Source organism: Ideonella flava, assembly GCF_051857595.1.
In the GTDB taxonomy this organism is placed as follows: Bacteria; Pseudomonadota; Gammaproteobacteria; order Burkholderiales; family Burkholderiaceae_C; genus Ideonella.
This window is the reverse complement of the sequence record NZ_JBPZHD010000015.1, coordinates 92,926-107,725: the sequence shown is the minus strand read 5'-3', so window position 1 is coordinate 107,725 and position 14,800 is coordinate 92,926. Positions and strand designations below refer to the sequence as shown.

General features: G+C 66.4%; 12 protein-coding genes. 5 read left to right on the top strand and 7 right to left on the bottom strand.

What is annotated here, in order from left to right; genetic code table 11:
- Positions 1-8 precede the first annotated feature (8 nt).
- The 5 genes from ACS5PM_RS28350 (at position 9) to ACS5PM_RS28330 (ending at position 8,546) form a co-directional block, all read left to right on the top strand.
- Entirely contained in the window at positions 9-992 is a 984-nt protein-coding gene (locus tag ACS5PM_RS28350; RefSeq protein WP_439391276.1) for an ABC transporter permease, read from the top strand.
- Between the two features lie 31 nt (positions 993-1,023).
- On the top strand, positions 1,024-2,469 hold the full coding sequence (locus ACS5PM_RS28345; RefSeq protein ID WP_439391275.1) for an ABC transporter permease: 1,446 nt from the start codon (positions 1,024-1,026) through the stop codon (positions 2,467-2,469).
- A 4-nt stretch (positions 2,470-2,473) separates the two neighbouring features.
- Positions 2,474-4,330: an ABC transporter ATP-binding protein gene (locus ACS5PM_RS28340; protein WP_439391274.1), complete on the top strand. Its 1,857-nt coding sequence runs from the start codon at positions 2,474-2,476 to the stop codon at positions 4,328-4,330.
- A 362-nt stretch (positions 4,331-4,692) separates the two neighbouring features.
- Positions 4,693-7,551: a TonB-dependent receptor domain-containing protein gene (locus ACS5PM_RS28335; RefSeq protein ID WP_439391273.1), complete on the top strand. Its 2,859-nt coding sequence runs from the start codon at positions 4,693-4,695 to the stop codon at positions 7,549-7,551.
- A gap of 95 nt (positions 7,552-7,646) precedes the next feature.
- The gene (locus tag ACS5PM_RS28330; RefSeq protein ID WP_439391272.1) at positions 7,647-8,546 is read left to right on the top strand and encodes a class I SAM-dependent methyltransferase; all 900 of its coding nucleotides are present in this window, start codon (positions 7,647-7,649) and stop codon (positions 8,544-8,546) included.
- On the opposite strand, the gene ACS5PM_RS28325 is transcribed toward ACS5PM_RS28330, so the two are convergent.
- The 7 genes from ACS5PM_RS28325 to ACS5PM_RS28295 form a co-directional block, all read right to left on the bottom strand.
- A complete protein-coding gene (locus ACS5PM_RS28325) occupies positions 8,543-9,484 on the bottom strand; it encodes a sulfotransferase family protein (RefSeq protein WP_439391271.1) in 942 nt (313 codons plus the stop codon). The genes ACS5PM_RS28330 and ACS5PM_RS28325 overlap by 4 nt on opposite strands.
- 8 nt (positions 9,485-9,492) lie before the next feature.
- Complete coding sequence (locus tag ACS5PM_RS28320; protein WP_439391270.1) at positions 9,493-10,671, bottom strand: JmjC domain-containing protein; 1,179 nt, start codon at positions 10,669-10,671, stop codon at positions 9,493-9,495.
- A 46-nt stretch (positions 10,672-10,717) separates the two neighbouring features.
- Positions 10,718-12,013 carry an aspartyl/asparaginyl beta-hydroxylase domain-containing protein gene (locus tag ACS5PM_RS28315; RefSeq protein WP_439391269.1) on the bottom strand — a complete coding sequence of 432 codons (1,296 nt, stop codon included), beginning with the start codon at positions 12,011-12,013 and terminating at the stop codon, positions 10,718-10,720.
- 106 nt (positions 12,014-12,119) lie between these two features.
- On the bottom strand, positions 12,120-12,878 hold the full coding sequence (locus tag ACS5PM_RS28310; protein ID WP_439391268.1) for a 3-hydroxyacyl-CoA dehydrogenase: 759 nt from the start codon (positions 12,876-12,878) through the stop codon (positions 12,120-12,122).
- Positions 12,879-13,002: 124 nt separating this feature from the next.
- Positions 13,003-13,656, bottom strand: coding sequence for an adenylate kinase (gene adk / locus ACS5PM_RS28305; RefSeq protein WP_439391267.1), 654 nt, complete (start codon positions 13,654-13,656; stop codon positions 13,003-13,005).
- 196 nt (positions 13,657-13,852) lie between these two features.
- Entirely contained in the window at positions 13,853-14,608 is a 756-nt protein-coding gene (kdsB, locus tag ACS5PM_RS28300; RefSeq protein WP_439391389.1) for a 3-deoxy-manno-octulosonate cytidylyltransferase, read from the bottom strand.
- Positions 14,608-14,799 carry a Trm112 family protein gene (locus ACS5PM_RS28295; protein WP_439391266.1) on the bottom strand — a complete coding sequence of 64 codons (192 nt, stop codon included), beginning with the start codon at positions 14,797-14,799 and terminating at the stop codon, positions 14,608-14,610. The genes kdsB and ACS5PM_RS28295 overlap by 1 nt, the downstream gene beginning before the upstream one ends.
- Between the last annotated feature and the right edge of the window lies 1 nt (position 14,800).

Here is a 14,800-nt window from a genome sequence, read left to right as displayed (position 1 = left end):
CCTAGAACATGCTTTCCTACACCCTGCGCCGCCTGCTCTACGGCGTGCTCATCCTGCTGGGCGTGAACCTGGCGACCTTCTTCCTGTTCTTCACCGTCAACACCCCCGACGACATGGCCCGCCTGAACATCGGCGGCAAGCGGGTGACGCAGGAGCTGATCGAGAAGTGGAAGTCCGAGCGCGGCTACGACAAGCCGCTGTACTGGAACGAGCCGAAGCAAGGCAGCGACAAGCTGACCGAGACGATCTTCTGGGAGCGCTCGGTTTCGCTGTTCACGCTGAACTTCGGCCGCGCCGATGCCGAAGCCGGCGGCGACCTGGGCCACGAGGTGGCCACGCGGATGTGGGTCAGCGTCAAGCTGGCGCTGCCCATCTTCATCCTGCAGGTCATCTCCAGCACCAGCTTCGCCCTGCTGCTGGTGATGTTCAGGAACACGAAGCTCGACCTGTGGGGCGTGGTGCTGTGCGTCCTGATGCTGTCGATCTCGAGCCTGTTCTACATCATCGTCGGCCAGTACCTGTTCTCGCGCGTGCTCAAGCTGGTGCCGATCTCGGGCTACGCCCCCGGCTTCGACGTGGTGCGCTTCCTCGTCCTGCCGGTGGTCCTGTCCGCGCTCGCACGGCTGGGCACCGAGGCGCGCCTGTACCGCGCCATGTTCCTGGAGGAGATCGGCAAGGACTACGTGCGCACCGCGCGCGCCAAGGGCCTGCGCGAATCGGTGGTGCTGTTCCGCCACGTGCTGCGCAATGCGCTGATCCCGATCATCACCAGCATGGGCGGCTACCTGCCGTATGTCTTCATGGGCAGCCTGGTGTTCGAGAGCTTCTTCGGCATCCCGGGCCTGGGCGCCTACGTGATCGAGGCGATCGGCAAGCAGGACTTCGCCATCGTGCGCACGATGGTCTTCGTTGGTTCGCTGCTGTACATCGCCACCTACATCCTGATCGACATTGCCTACTCGTGGGTGGACCCGCGCGTGCGCCTGGGCTGATCGACGAGAAGAACGCCAAGAGGACAAGGTGATGCCGAAGTTCGTGATGTTGTGGACCGACGTGGCCATCTGGCTGCTGTTGGTCGCGTTGGTGGCCTACGGCTGGATGGTGAGTCGCAAGCCGAACCTGTCCGCCAACTGGGGCAAGGTCTTTCGCAACGGGCCGGCCCTGGCCTCGTCGCTGGTGCTGCTGGCCTGCCTGCTGGTGACGCTGGCCGACAGCGTGCACTTCCGGCCCACGCTGCCACCAGCGGCCAATGCGAAGGAAGGGGCGGTCGCTTATGACACGCGGGTGCAATCCCTGTTGGACGCCGGCCTGCGCCGGGTCGTCCAATCGCGGGAGTCGACGTATTCGCGCCCCCTGGCCTACGTGAGCTTCACCAAGGAGTCTGAAGAGGTCAATGGCGAGGTCCGGCGCATGGCGCCCCGCCTGAAGTTCGGGGGCGCGCACCTGTCCGACCCCGAGACCCAGTGGGCGGGCGACGTGACGCGAAGAGTCTTCATTGGCCTGGCCGCCGGGCTCGCGGTGGCGTTGGTGCTGAGCGTGCTGCTGATCGCCGCGGTCTCGCGCGCGCGGCGCGAATCCTTCGCCGTCACTTTCGGGCGCATCCGGCGAGGCGAGACACCGGTGCCCTGGAAGACCGCCTGCTGGACGCTCGTGGGCCTGGCGCTGCCGATAGGCGCGATGGTCTCGCTCATGGGGCAGTACCACGTCTTCGGCACCGACATCACCGGCAATGACGTGATGTACCAGACGCTCAAGAGCATCCGAACCGCCTTCGTCATCGGCACCTTGGCCACGCTCGCAACGCTTCCGCTGGCCGTCACGCTCGGCATCATGGCGGGCTACCTCAGGGGCTGGGTCGACGAGGTGATCCAGTACCTCTACACGGTGTTGTCCTCGATCCCCAACATCCTGCTGATCGCGGCTTGCGTGCTGATGGTGCAGGTCTTCCTCGACAAGCATCCCGAGCTGTTCGAGACGGGCGTGGAGCGGGCCGATCTGAAGCTGTTCCTGCTGTGCACCGTGCTCGGCCTGACCGGCTGGGCGGGCCTGTGCCGCCTGCTGCGCGGCGAGACGCTGAAGCTGCGCGAGCTGGAATTCGTGCAGGCGGCCAATGCGTTTGGAGTGGGGCAGGGACGCATCATGGTGCGGCACATCTTCCCCAACGTCGCGCACTTGATGCTGATCGTCACGGTGCTCGAGTTCTCGGCACTGATCCTGTACGAGGCCGTGCTTTCCTACGTCGGCGTCGGCGTCGATCCCTCGATGAACAGCTTTGGCGGGATGATCAATTTCGCCCGCAACGAGATGAGCCGCGACCCGGTCGTCTGGTGGCCCTTCGCCGCGGCCTTCATCTTCATGGTCACGCTGGTGCTGGCGGCAAACCTCTTCGCCGACGGCGTTCGCGATGCGTTCGATCCACGCGCCCGGGCTTTCCGGCCGCGCCCCCTGGTGCAGAAGAAGGCAGCCTGACGACATGCTCGAAATCAAGAACATCAAGGTCGAGCTGGACGCAGAGGCCGGCCTGGTGCGCGCCATCGACGGCATGCGCCTGTCGCTGCAGCGCGGGGAAACCTTCGCCCTCGTGGGCGAGTCGGGGTGCGGCAAGAGCATGACGGCGCTGGCGCTGATGCGCCTGCTGCCCGAGAACGGAGCCATCGCCTCGGGCGACATCCTGGTCGACCAGGAGGATGTGCTGGCCCTGCCCGAATCGCAGATGCGGGCCATCCGCGGCGGCAAGATCGGCATGATCTTCCAGGAGCCCTCCACCAGCCTGAACCCGGTCATGAAGATCGGCGACCAGATCGTCGAGGCGATCGAAGCCCACACGCCGTTGCGTGGCGAAGCCGCACGGGCCAAGGCGCTCGACTGGCTGCGCAAGGTCGGCATCCCGGAACCCGAGCGCCGCATCGACGACTATCCGTTCCGCATGAGCGGGGGCCAGAAGCAGCGCGTGATGATCGCCATGACGCTGGCGGGCGAGCCGGATTACATCATCGCGGACGAACCCACCACCGCGTTGGACGTGACGATCCAGGCCCAGGTCCTGGACCTGCTCAAGCAGCTTCAGGCGGAGCACGGCCTCGGCCTCATGCTGATCACTCATGACCTCGCTGTCGTGTCCGGCATGGCCCACCGCGTGGCGCTGATGTACGCCGGCCAGATCATCGAGGTGGCGACAGCGGAGGAGTTCTTCTCGGCGCCGAAGCACCCCTATGCGAAGGCGTTGCTGCGGGCGCTGCCCGATGCGGCGCGCCGCGGCCAGGCCCTGGCCGCCATCCCCGGCACCGTGCCGCCGCTGACGCTGCAGTTCGAAGGTTGTCGCTTCGAGCCGCGCTGCTACTGCGCCGAGCCGGCATGCAAGACGACGCTGCCCGAGCTCTACACGCTGGCCGGCACTCGCACGGTGCGTTGCCTGCGTTATGCGCCCGGGCATGATGCGAAGGCGACCGAAGCCGTGATCAACCTGGTGCCGGCCGACCAGGCCGTCCAGCGTCCGTCCGAAGCTGGCGCAGCTGACGAGAAGGTGCTGCTGCAGGTGGACAAGTTGCGCGTGCGCTTTCCGATCCGCAAGGGCATCCTGCAGCGGGTGGGCGGCTATTTCGATGCCGTGGACGGGATCTCCTTCCAGGTGCAGTCGGGCCGGACGCTGGCACTGGTGGGTGAATCGGGGTGCGGCAAGACGACCACCGGCAAGGCCATCGTGCAGCTGCTGCGTCGCCAGGCCACCTTTGAAGGCCGGGCGTTGCTGCGTGGGCAGAATCTCTTCGAGCTCGAAGGCGATGCCTTGCAGAAGGCGCGGCGGGACATCCAGATCATCTTCCAGGACCCGTTCGCCTCGCTGAACCCTCGCATGCGGGTCTTCGAGATCCTGGAGGAGGGCCTGCAGGCGCTGCAACCGGATGTGGATGCAGCCTCGCGGCGGACCCGGCTGGAGCGACTGGCCGACCAGGTCGGTTTGCGACGGGAGGCGCTCGACCGGTATCCGCATGAGTTCTCGGGAGGCCAACGGCAGCGGATTGCGATCGCCCGGGCCCTGGCGGTCGAGCCCAAGCTCATCGTCTGCGACGAGCCGACCTCGGCGCTGGACGTCTCGGTGCAGGCCCAGATCCTGAACCTGCTGCGTGAGTTGCAGGGCCAGCTGGGCGTGTCCTACCTTTTCATTACCCACAACATTGGCGTGGTGGAGTACATCGCGGATGAAGTCGCCGTGATGCGCGCCGGACGCATCGTGGAGCAGGGCTCCTGCGACGACGTGCTGAGCCGGCCGCAGGACGCCTACACGAGGAAGCTGATCGCCTCGGTACCGCGGCTGGTCACCAGTGATCTCTGAGGCCAGGGTCCAGGGTTTTCTCTAACCCGTTCTCCCCCTAACTTGACGGTCGGTCGGCCCTGCGCGCAAGCGTGAGGGCCGCTTGTCTTTCAGGGGCCCGGCCCGATTGACTAGACAAGTCAGTCGATCACCGACTGTGCTGCGGAAACACAACAAAAACCGTCGCAAAACTGCCCTAGAGGGTTTCCCGGTAGCAGGCCTGAACGGGGGTTCCGTGACAATCGATTCACATGTTTTCGTAGCGGGAACATGCTGCCTTCACGAGAGCGGTATGTGACTTGCTTCGGAGCAGGGTCTATCGATCAACCTTCCCTTACTCAGGAGTGGTACGTATGTTCCAGAAAACAAGGCTCTGCAAGAGCTTGGTCCTCGCTTTCGGCGGCGGGATGATCCTGGCGTCCGGCTCGGCTTTCGCGCAAGAGCGGGTCGAGATCACCGGTTCACGCATCAAGACCGTCCAGACCGAAGGCACCTCGCCGGTGGTCGTGCTCGGCAAGGAGGCCATCCAGCTGGAGGGCGTGCGCAACGCCGAGCAGCTTCTGAACAACCTGCCGCAGGTCTTCGCCGACCAGGGCGGGAGCGTGTCGAACGGCGCGACGGGCGCAGCGACCGTCAACCTGCGCAATCTCGGCTCGAACCGCACCCTGGTGCTGGTCAACGGCCGTCGCCTGCCGGGCGGCAGCCCGCGCGACATCTCCACCGACTTGAACCAGATTCCGGTGTCGCTGATCAAGCGCGTCGAAATCCTGACGGGTGGCGCCTCCGCCATCTACGGTTCTGACGCTGTGGCCGGCGTGGTGAACTTCATCCTCGACGACAAGTTCGAGGGGGTCCAGATCGACCTGAACCACGAGTTCTACAACCACAGCCAGCACACCTCGCAAGGCGTCAAGGACGCCAACACGGCTCGCAACTTCGCGCTCCCGGGCGACGTTGGCGCCGACGGCAAGGTCACCGACTTCAGCCTGACCCTGGGCGGCAACTTCGCCGACGGCAAGGGCAACGCCGTGCTGTTCTTCGCGCACAAGACCGAAGACGCGGTCACGGAAGACAAGCGCGACTTCTCGAATTGCGCTCTGACCGCGGCCGGTGGCACGTGGACCTGCGGCGGTTCGTCGACTGCCTTCCCGGGCCGCTTCATCGACCTGACCAACGGTGGTGACTGGTCGATGGCCACGGACGGTTCGATCCACCCGTTCGGAGCGGCTGACCAGTACAACTACGCTCCCAGCAACTACTTCCAGCGTCCGTCGGATCGCTACAGCGTCCAGGCGCTGGCGCATTACGACATCGCCGACTATGCGCGTGTCTACGGCGAGTTCGGCTTCCACGACGACCACACCGTCGCGCAGATCGCCCCCAGCGGCATCTTCCTGGGGGGCTTCGTCACGACGGTGAGCGCCGACAACCCGCTGCTGAACCAAGCCTGGAAGGACACCCTCAACCTGAACGCACCGGGGTCGACGGCGGATCTGTTCATCGGTCGCCGCAACGTGGAAGGCGGTGGCCGCCAGGACGACATCCGCCACAGCTCCTACCGTGGCGTGATCGGCGTCAAGGGCGACATCAGCGACGCCTGGAGCTACGACGTCTCGGCGCTGGTCGGCAAGGTGCTGTTCCAGGAGGTCTATCACAACGACTTCTCGAACACCCGCCTGCTTCGCGCACTGGACGTGGTCGACGATGGCACGGGCAACGCAGTCTGCCGTTCGTTCCTCGACGGCTCGGATCCGAACTGCGTTCCGTACAACATCTGGACCCCGGGTGGCGTGACGCCTGCGTCACTGGCTTACCTGCAGACCCCGGGCTTCCAGAAGGGCTTCACCTCGACGGAGGTGATCAACGCCTCGATCAACGGCGACCTGACCGGCTATGGCGTCAAGTCGCCCTGGGCCAAGTCCGGCCTGGGTCTGGCGTTCGGCGTGGAGCACCGCACCGAAGAGATGGAGTTGACCACCGACCAGGCGTTCACCACGGGTGACCTGGCCGGCCAAGGCGGCCCGACGATCGGTGTGGCCGGCGCGTTCGACGTGACGGACATCTTCACCGAAGCCCGCATGCCCATCGTCGAGAAGGCGCCCTGGGCCGAGCTGCTGGCGCTGAACGCCAGCTACCGCTATTCGGACTACAGCACTGGCAAGAAGACCAGCACCTGGGGCGTGGGCCTCGAGTGGGCACCGATCAACGAGATGAAGGTCCGTGCCAGCGCCCAGCGCGCTTCCCGTGCGGCGAACATCATCGAGTTGTTCTCGCAGGCCGCCTTGGGCCTGTACGACAACGAGACGGGTGATCCGTGCGCCGGCGCCGCTCCGGAGGCGACGCTCGAGCAGTGCGCACGCACCGGTGTGACCGCAGCGCAGTACGGCCATATCCTGGGCAACCCGGCTGGCCAGTACAACGCCGTCTTCGGTGGCAACACGCAGCTGAACCCGGAAACGTCGAAGAGCTGGACGCTCGGCTTCGTGATCAATCCGATCCGGGACATGAACCTGACCCTGGACTGGTTCCACATCCGGGTGGATGACATCATCGGCAACATCCCGCCGACGGCCATCCTCAACGACTGCCTGAACACGGGCAACGCCTTCACCTGCGGGCTGATCCATCGCAGCGAGTTGACGGGTGACCTCTGGACCGGCGTGGTCCCTGACGGCGGCTATATCAACGCCACGAACTTGAACCTGTCGTTCAAGGAAACCGAGGGCCTGGACTTCGGCGCGGACTACTCGCTCAAGCTCGAGGGCATGGGTCGCCTGGACTTCGCGTTCAAGGGCACGTGGCTGAAGAAGTTCGAGGCGGAAGATGCCCCGGGCTTCGGCTCCTACGACTGCGCGGGCTACTACGGTGCCACGTGCGGCACGCCGGCACCGAAGTGGCGCCATTCGCTGCGCACCACCTGGCGCTCTCCGTGGAACGTCGACCTCTCGCTCAACTGGCGCCACATCGACCAGGTGAAGAACGAGGGACTGAGCAGCGACCCGCACTTGAATATCACCACCGATCCGCTGGTGTCCAAGCTGAAGGCCGTCGACTACTTCGACATTGCTGCTTCGTACAAGGCGACGAAGAACATCACCTTGTCGGCCGCGGTCAACAACATCCTCGACACCGACCCGCCGCTGCGCAACAACGGCGCGGGCTTCGTGAACGGCAACACCTACCCGGTGGTGTACGACGCGCTGGGTCGCCGCATCTCGTTGACGCTGAACGCCAAGTTCTGACGAGCAGCCGGCTTTTTGCCGGTCTTGCAAATCGAGAGGGTCGCCACGGCGACCCTCTTTTCCTTTGGATTTCCCTCTGCGTCCGGACTTGGCCTATGCCATCACTGCCGCCCTTGAATCCGGACCTCGCTGACCGCGAGGCCTGGTCCCACTACTGGGCGGGCGTGCCCCTTGCGTCCGGGGGCTGCCTACCGGGCCTGCCGCGCCCGGCAGCGGCGGCACTCGAATCGCTCTGGGCGACCTTCTTCCGGGCCTTGCCACCAGGAGCACGGGTCCTCGATCTGGGCACCGGCGCAGGAGCGGTTCCTCGATTCGCATCGACCTTGCGGAAGGACTTGAAGCTGTTGGGCGTGGACTATGTCAAGGACCTCACCCTCGGGGTGCCGAACCTTGAATTTGTCGGCGGCGTGGCGATGGAAGCCCTGCCGTTTGCGGACGCACAGTTCGATGCAGTGACCAGCCAGTTCTCCATCGAGTATGCGAAGGAACCCGCGCCCAGCGAGTTGCTGCGGGTACTGAAACCCGACGCGGCCTGGATGGTCGTTGCGCACCATTCGCGCAGCGTCATCCTCGAGCAGAACCGGCGCCGCCTGGCTGCACTCGACGATCTTTGTGGCGCCGCAGGTCTGTTGGAAACGGCAGGTGGCCTGGCCGATCGACCCCATGTGCCGCTGGCCGAGGCGCGACAGGCCCTGCGTCCACTCATCGGCACCCTCCAGCAACGGCACCCGGGCCAAGGCATCGTCACGGACGCCGCGAGTTTCGTCCTCGGGGTGCTGGGTCACCCGCTGGTGATGGATGAGCTGCGCCGCGTGCAAGGTGAAATGGGCATGGAGCAATTGCGGCTGCGAGCGTTGCTGCGGGCGGCGCTCGACGATGAAGCCGTGCAGGCCCTGGCGACCAAGCTGTCGCGCTCCAACCATCCCGCGCTGGTGGACGCCGTGCCGGCGCCGGGCACCGGCTTGCCGCTTGCGTGGTCCCTGCGAAGCCGTTAGGCGGTCATTCGCTCGATCAAACGTTGCATCGCCGGGCGGGCGATGGCTTCGACGCCTCGACGCAGTTCGGCACTGGCGGCCAGGCGCTTGCGCTCGCCATCCACGGCAAAGGGCCTGGCCTGCCCGACAGGTGCCTTCGCGTCCTGGCGTGATGCTGACCGCATGCGCTCCTCGGTGCATTCATCGGCACGCATCTGCAATCGGGGTAGCAACTGCTGCCAGACGGCCTCAGGCAAGCCTTCATAGTGGAGCAGGAGGCCTCGCGAAGGCTCGAGTCGCTCTGCCGCGGCGCAGAAGGAGGCGAAGGCGTGCACGACGTTCCTCGCAGTGGGCCCGCCCTGGGTTCCCTCGGCGACGCCCAGGAATGGCCTGAGCGCGCCGGCGGGCTCCCTGAGCCAGCCCGGAGGCCGCGCCTCCAGAGAAACGCAGACCTCGAGCGGGTCGCGCAGGCACAAAGCCCAGGGCGAACTCGGGAATGCTTCGGTCAGGACGTCGCAGAACAACACGTTCCAGCTCGACAGCTTCACGACGTACGGCCCCGCGGCGTGGCGGGAAAACAGCTGGGCCATCGTGCGCAGGGCGCCTACCAGGCGCGCCCTCGAGGCGCCCTGCGCAGCGACAAGCAACTCGTTGATGGCCGGCGGTTCGGAATAGACGGCGAGCCCCGGCTGCAGCTTGAGCAGTTGCGACGCGAGGGTCGACCCACAACGGCCGACGTGGAAGATCAGCCCCGCCGGGGCCGCACCGGTGTCGGCCGGGGTTTCTTCCGGCCGAGGGCAGTGCGTCAACGTCAGTTCCGCGGCGACGCGACGCAAGGTGTCCTGCAGGAAGGGATCACGCATTTCGCCGGGCGGGATGTCCGCCAGGCCGACATGAAGACCGTCCTGGCGCAATGTCGCGCGTGCGGGCAGCGGATGGAGCGCAGACGCAGCAGTCACCGGGGCGATCAGCGCATCTCGGTCTCGACCACCGCGCCCATCGAGCACAGCTTCTGCAGGACCGCCTGCAGGTCGGCCTCGCCGACAAAGGGAAAGCGCGCGAGGAGGTCATCGAAGGAAAACAGGCGCTGCTGGAGCAACCAGGCGACTGCCGGATGGGAGTGGCCCACCTCGAGCTGCCGGCCTTCGATCTGGACCGCGAAACCATCGCGGTGACGCACGACCTGGCCTCGCTTGGCCGTGGAGTAGTAGGTGGAGCGCTGCCTTTGCGGCAGCTCGAAGCCGGCACCTTCAGTGACGAAAGACCGCTGGTGGTTGGCCACGTCGATGGCAAAGGAGCCGGAGGTCATGAGCTGTTGAAGCTTCTGCCCGAGCTTCGCCAGCTGAAGGGGGAGCGCATCGCCGTCCGCGGCGTCGGCCAGGTAAGCACGGAAGTCACTGTCCGCCGCGGCTGCGGACTCCAGCAGCTTGAAAAGGGACAGGCCGGTGGCGGGCTTGAGCCAGAAGGTGACGTGCAGCGAGGCGTCCGCGCCGGTGACCGCATCGTGGTACTGGCCGCGAGGCAGGTACAGCAGGTCGCCCGGTTGCATCAGCACCTCGGCCACCACCTTGCCCCGGGTCGCGACGAGCCAGTTCTCGGCCTCGTCCCCGGGCGGTAGTGGCGACAGCGGGTTGTCCGCACGGGCCTCGTAGATCCGCCACAGCTTTTCGCCCTCTGCCTGGAGTGCGAAGACATCGTGCAGGTCGTAATGCGTGTTGAACGCCTGCACCCGCTGGAACGAGCAATACACGTTCGCCCCGGCACTCGCGGCGAACTCCCGCTGCAGCATCTGGACAATGCGCGCCACCTCGGGGCTGACACGCTGGATCTGGTTCGCCACCAGGCTGGCGCCGAAGCCCAGCAGTGCCTTGACCTTGCGGGGATCGGCGGCCGCCTTCTGATCGGGCCCGATGTTGTCGAGGTCGCAGTAGTTGTCGCGCAGCGCCAGCCGATTGCGGTAGAAGACCTTGAGGGTGTCCTCGTTCCAGAAGGCGCTCAGGTCCAGGCACTCGTTGAAGCGCCGCCAGGGCAGGGGATTGGCCAGGGTGCGCCCGGCCGCCGGGATGTGCAGAGGCTTCTGGCCGAAGAAGCGGGTCTTGAAGTCGGCCGCGTCGATGGGCGCGAGGAACTCGGCGAAGGTCGGCATAGGTTCCGAGGATCTTAGCGCCAGCCAAACGCCAGAAAGATCCGCCTCAGGTCCCGTAGCCCTCGGGCATGCCGGCGAACTCGTTGATGGCCACTGCCATCGACGTGATGAGACGTCGCTCGCTCTCGTTCAGGGCCGGATGCCAAATGTCGAAGATCATCACGACGCGCAATTGATCGCTGTCGTTCCAGGCCTCGTGCTCGATGGTGTCGTCGAAGACCAGGGCATGGCCGGGCACCCATTCGCGGATCTGGTTGCCCACCCTGAAGCCGCACCCGGGTGGAACGATCAAGGGCAGGTGCACCAGGACGCGCGCATTGCTCACCCCCGTGTGCGGCGGGATTCTCGTGTGCGGTTTGAGCAGCGAGAACAGCGCCGCGGGTGTGCGGCCCGGCTGGTCGGGTTGCGGTGCGCCGGCAAGCAGCTGCATCGTACGAGGGCAGCGGGCCGCGGCGGTAGCGTTGACGTGCCCGTCCTTGATGAGGTGGTAGGCACTCCAGCGAGGCGAGTTGTTCAGCTCGGCAAACTGGTTGACCGGCATGTCGGCGGAGTACCTCAGGTACGGCGCGAAGCCTTCATCCGCTTCCAACACGGCCAGGAACTCCTGACGGATCTCTTCGGTGCCCTCTTCGATGGCGTCGAGCCAGGGGAAATGCGACCGGTCGAAGAATTCGACCGGGGCCAGGTTCGGCACGAGGAATTGCGAGGGCTTCGATTCGAATCGCTTCTTGCGCCCGAGCATGATGTCCAGCGACAGCCGGAAGCGCGAGACATCGTCACCCTGGCACCCGTCGATCGCCCCCTGCAAGGCGGCATCCAGGTGGTCGGCCAGGGTGCGGTTGTAGCGATCGCGCACCGCGGCCGCGTGTGCCACGCGGGCATGCAAATCGGGCCGCAGCTGCTCCTTCGGGGGTGATACCGCGACGGCAGCGGCATAGGCCCGGGCCGCCTTCTGGGCCTGACCCTGCCGGTCGTGGAATTCGCCGCGCATCAGCAGGGCGAGCAGATCCTGCGGATCGACCTTGAGTGCCTCGACGAGGGCTTTTTCCTCCTCCACCTCGTCCTTCTGCTGTCTGCACAAGTGCGCGAGGTTGAGCCAGGGGACAGGATCCTTGCCCGCCAATCGGGCCGCCTTGGCGAGTGCCTGGCGTGCTTGCGCGAAATCGCCACGGCGCTGAGCGTCGTAGCCGATGGCCGTCAGGGCGCGTACATGGTCGGGCTCCAGAACCAGGAGCCGGTTCCAGGCTTCCAGGGCCTCGCTGAAACGGCCCTGCCTTTCGGCGGCGAGCGCCCATGCCTCAAGATCCTCGCGCTTTGGCAGAAATGACGGCGTGGAGGACATGCGGTGCCCCGTGGCACCCGCGAACGCTGCGGGCGCGGATCATTTTCCACGGCCCGCCGCCGTCCGTCGATGAGGGCGACCCTCTCAGGTCAACCCCTCATCGCGATCACTTCGGCGCCATGCGGATGGCCCCGTCGAGGCGAATGACTTCCCCGTTGAGCATGTCATTGGTGACGATCTGATGCACCAGCTTGGCATAGTCCTCCGGACGGCCGAGGCGGCTGGGGAAAGGCACGCTGGCGGCCAGGGCGTCCTGCACGTCCTGGGGCATGGAGAACAGCATCGGGGTGCCGAAGATGCCCGGAGCGATGGTCATGTTGCGGATGCCGTTGCGGGCCAGGTCGCGGGCGATCGGCAGCGTCATGCCGACCACTCCGCCCTTGCTGGCCGAATAGGCGGCCTGGCCGATCTGGCCGTCGTAGGCGGCGACGCTGGCCGTGCTGATCATCACGCCCCGTTCGCCCGTGGCCTCCGGCTCGTTCTTGCACATGGCCTCGGCCGCCAGCCGGATCATGTTGAAGCTGCCCACGAGGTTGACCATGATCACCTTGCTGAAGGTGTCCAGCGGGTGGGCGCCTTCCTTGCCGACGGTCTTCACGGCCGGCGCGATGCCGGCGCAGTTGACCAGCCCCATCAGCTTGCCGAGGCCGGTGGCCGCGGCCACGACGGCGCGCCCATCCGCCTCCTGGCTGACATCGCAGCGCACGAAGACGCCGCCCAGCTCCTTGGCCAACGCCTCGCCCTTGTCGACCTGCAGGTCCGCGATGACGACCTTGCCGCCATGGGCGGTCAGCATGCGCGCCGTGCCTTCGCCGAGGCCGGAAGCGCCGCCGGTGACGATGAAGACCTTGCCGGAGATTTCCATGGATGAGTGCTCCTGTTGGGAGCCGGGCGTGCGTGCCGCGGCTGATTGACGTTGACGTAAACGTCAATTGTGCTTCAAAAGAAAGGCGGCCCCGCGGGGCCGCCTGGCTTGAACGCGTGGCGGATCAGCCGAGCGCCTGCAGTGCCCGAGCGGTGATCTCTTCCACCGTTCCGAGGCCCAGGATCCGGGCATAGCGCGGCGCCTGAGGATCGCCCGACTCGGCCCAGCGGCTGTAGTAGTCGACCAGCGGGCGCGTCTGGTCCTGGTAGACCTGCAGGCGCTTGCGCACGGTGGTCTCTTCGTCGTCCTGGCGCTGGATGAGGTCCTCGCCGGTCACGTCGTCCTTGCCGGCCAACTTGGGCGGGTTGTACTTGACGTGGTAGGTGCGGCCCGAGGCCACGTGCACGCGGCGGCCGCTCATGCGCTCGATGATCGCCTCGTCGGGCACGTCGATCTCGAGCACCAGGTCAAGCTTCACTCCGGCCTCCTTCATCGCCTCGGCCTGGGGAATCGTGCGGGGAAAGCCGTCGAACAGGAAGCCGTTCGCGCAGTCCGGTTGGGCGATGCGCTCCTTGACCAGGCCGATGATGATGTCGTCGCTCACCAGCGAGCCGGCGTCCATCACCTTCTTGGCCGCCAGGCCGAGCGGCGTGCCGGCCTTGACCGCGGCCCGCAGCATGTCACCCGTCGAGATTTGCGGGATGCCGTACTTCTGGCAAATGAAGGCCGCCTGGGTTCCTTTGCCGGCGCCGGGCGCGCCCAACAGGATCAATCGCATGGTCGTTGTCTCTCGATGTTGATGATTCTGTAGCGCCGGCCGCTCGTGGCGGTGCGTCTTCGGACGCCGGCGGTGCTGCCTCGATCAGCGGCGGCTGGAGGCATTGCTTTCGGGTCAGGATAGCACGCGTATACCTGCGTCTGGCTGACAGGCAGGCACGCCGGCGCGGGGCACACGCGCCTGGCGGCGGCGGCTTCTAGGCCGGCCAGGCGGCGCGCACCCGGGCAAGGTCTTCCGGGGTGTCGACGCCCGCAGCGGGCGCCTGCGCGGCCCGGTGGACGGCGATCCGCTCGCCATGCCAGAGCACGCGCAATTGCTCCAGCGATTCCAGCTGCTCCAGAGGGGCGGCCTCGAGGGCGGGAAAGCGGCGCAGGAAGCCGGCCCGGTAGGCATAAAGGCCGATGTGGCGCAGGGCCTGGCCGGCCGGCAGCGCGGGCGCACCGGCGCTCGAGGCATCGCGCCACCACGGCAGGGGCGCGCGGCTGAAATACAGCGCACGGTCCAGGCGGTCACAGACGACCTTCACGACATTCGGGCTGATGAAGTCGGCGCCTTCGGTGATGAGGTGCGCGGCTGTCGCGACGGCACAGTCGGGGCGCTGCGCCAGCAGTCGGGCGCAGTCGGCCACCAGCGCCGGATCGATCAGCGGCTCGTCGCCCTGCACGTTCACGACCACGTCGTCGCCATCCAGGCCCAGCTGCTCGCAGGCTTCGGCAAGGCGGTCGCTGCCCGAGACGTGGTCCTGGCGGGTCAGCAGTGCCGCCACGCCGTGCGCCTCGCACGCCTTCACCGTCCGGTCATCATCGGCGGCGACCCACACGGCCGCCGCGCCAGCCCGTGCCACGCGCTCGGCCACGCGAACGACCATGGGCTTGCCGGCGATGTCGGCCAGGGGCTTGTTCGGCAACCGGGTGGAGGCGAGCCGCGCGGGAATCAGCACCGTGAACCGCATCATTCGTCCTCTGTCGGCTCCAAGCGGCGCGCTTCGCTCTCGAGCATGGCCGGGATGCCGTCGCGGATCGGGAAGGCTAGCCGGTCTGCCGTGCAGATCAGCTCGGTGGGGCGCGATTCCTCGTCCCGCCGCAATTGCAGCGGCCCCTTGCAGACCGGGCAGACCAGCATCTCGATCAGGCGGTGATCCATG

Excerpts from the sequence above, each read along its gene's own strand:
- kdsB (WP_439391389.1), bottom strand. The coding sequence starts at position 14,608 with ATGCGGTTCACGGTGCTGATTCCCGCGCGGCTCGCCTCCACCCGGTTG.
- ACS5PM_RS28310 (WP_439391268.1), bottom strand. The coding sequence starts at position 12,878 with ATGGAAATCTCCGGCAAGGTCTTCATCGTCACCGGCGGCGCTTCCGGC.
- ACS5PM_RS28345 (WP_439391275.1), top strand. The coding sequence starts at position 1,024 with ATGCCGAAGTTCGTGATGTTGTGGACCGACGTGGCCATCTGGCTGCTG.
- ACS5PM_RS28350 (WP_439391276.1), top strand. The coding sequence starts at position 9 with ATGCTTTCCTACACCCTGCGCCGCCTGCTCTACGGCGTGCTCATCCTG.
- adk (WP_439391267.1), bottom strand. The coding sequence starts at position 13,656 with ATGCGATTGATCCTGTTGGGCGCGCCCGGCGCCGGCAAAGGAACCCAG.
- ACS5PM_RS28315 (WP_439391269.1), bottom strand. The coding sequence starts at position 12,013 with ATGTCCTCCACGCCGTCATTTCTGCCAAAGCGCGAGGATCTTGAGGCA.
- ACS5PM_RS28330 (WP_439391272.1), top strand. The coding sequence starts at position 7,647 with ATGCCATCACTGCCGCCCTTGAATCCGGACCTCGCTGACCGCGAGGCC.
- ACS5PM_RS28340 (WP_439391274.1), top strand. The coding sequence starts at position 2,474 with ATGCTCGAAATCAAGAACATCAAGGTCGAGCTGGACGCAGAGGCCGGC.
- ACS5PM_RS28320 (WP_439391270.1), bottom strand. The coding sequence starts at position 10,671 with ATGCCGACCTTCGCCGAGTTCCTCGCGCCCATCGACGCGGCCGACTTC.
- ACS5PM_RS28295 (WP_439391266.1), bottom strand. The coding sequence starts at position 14,799 with ATGGATCACCGCCTGATCGAGATGCTGGTCTGCCCGGTCTGCAAGGGG.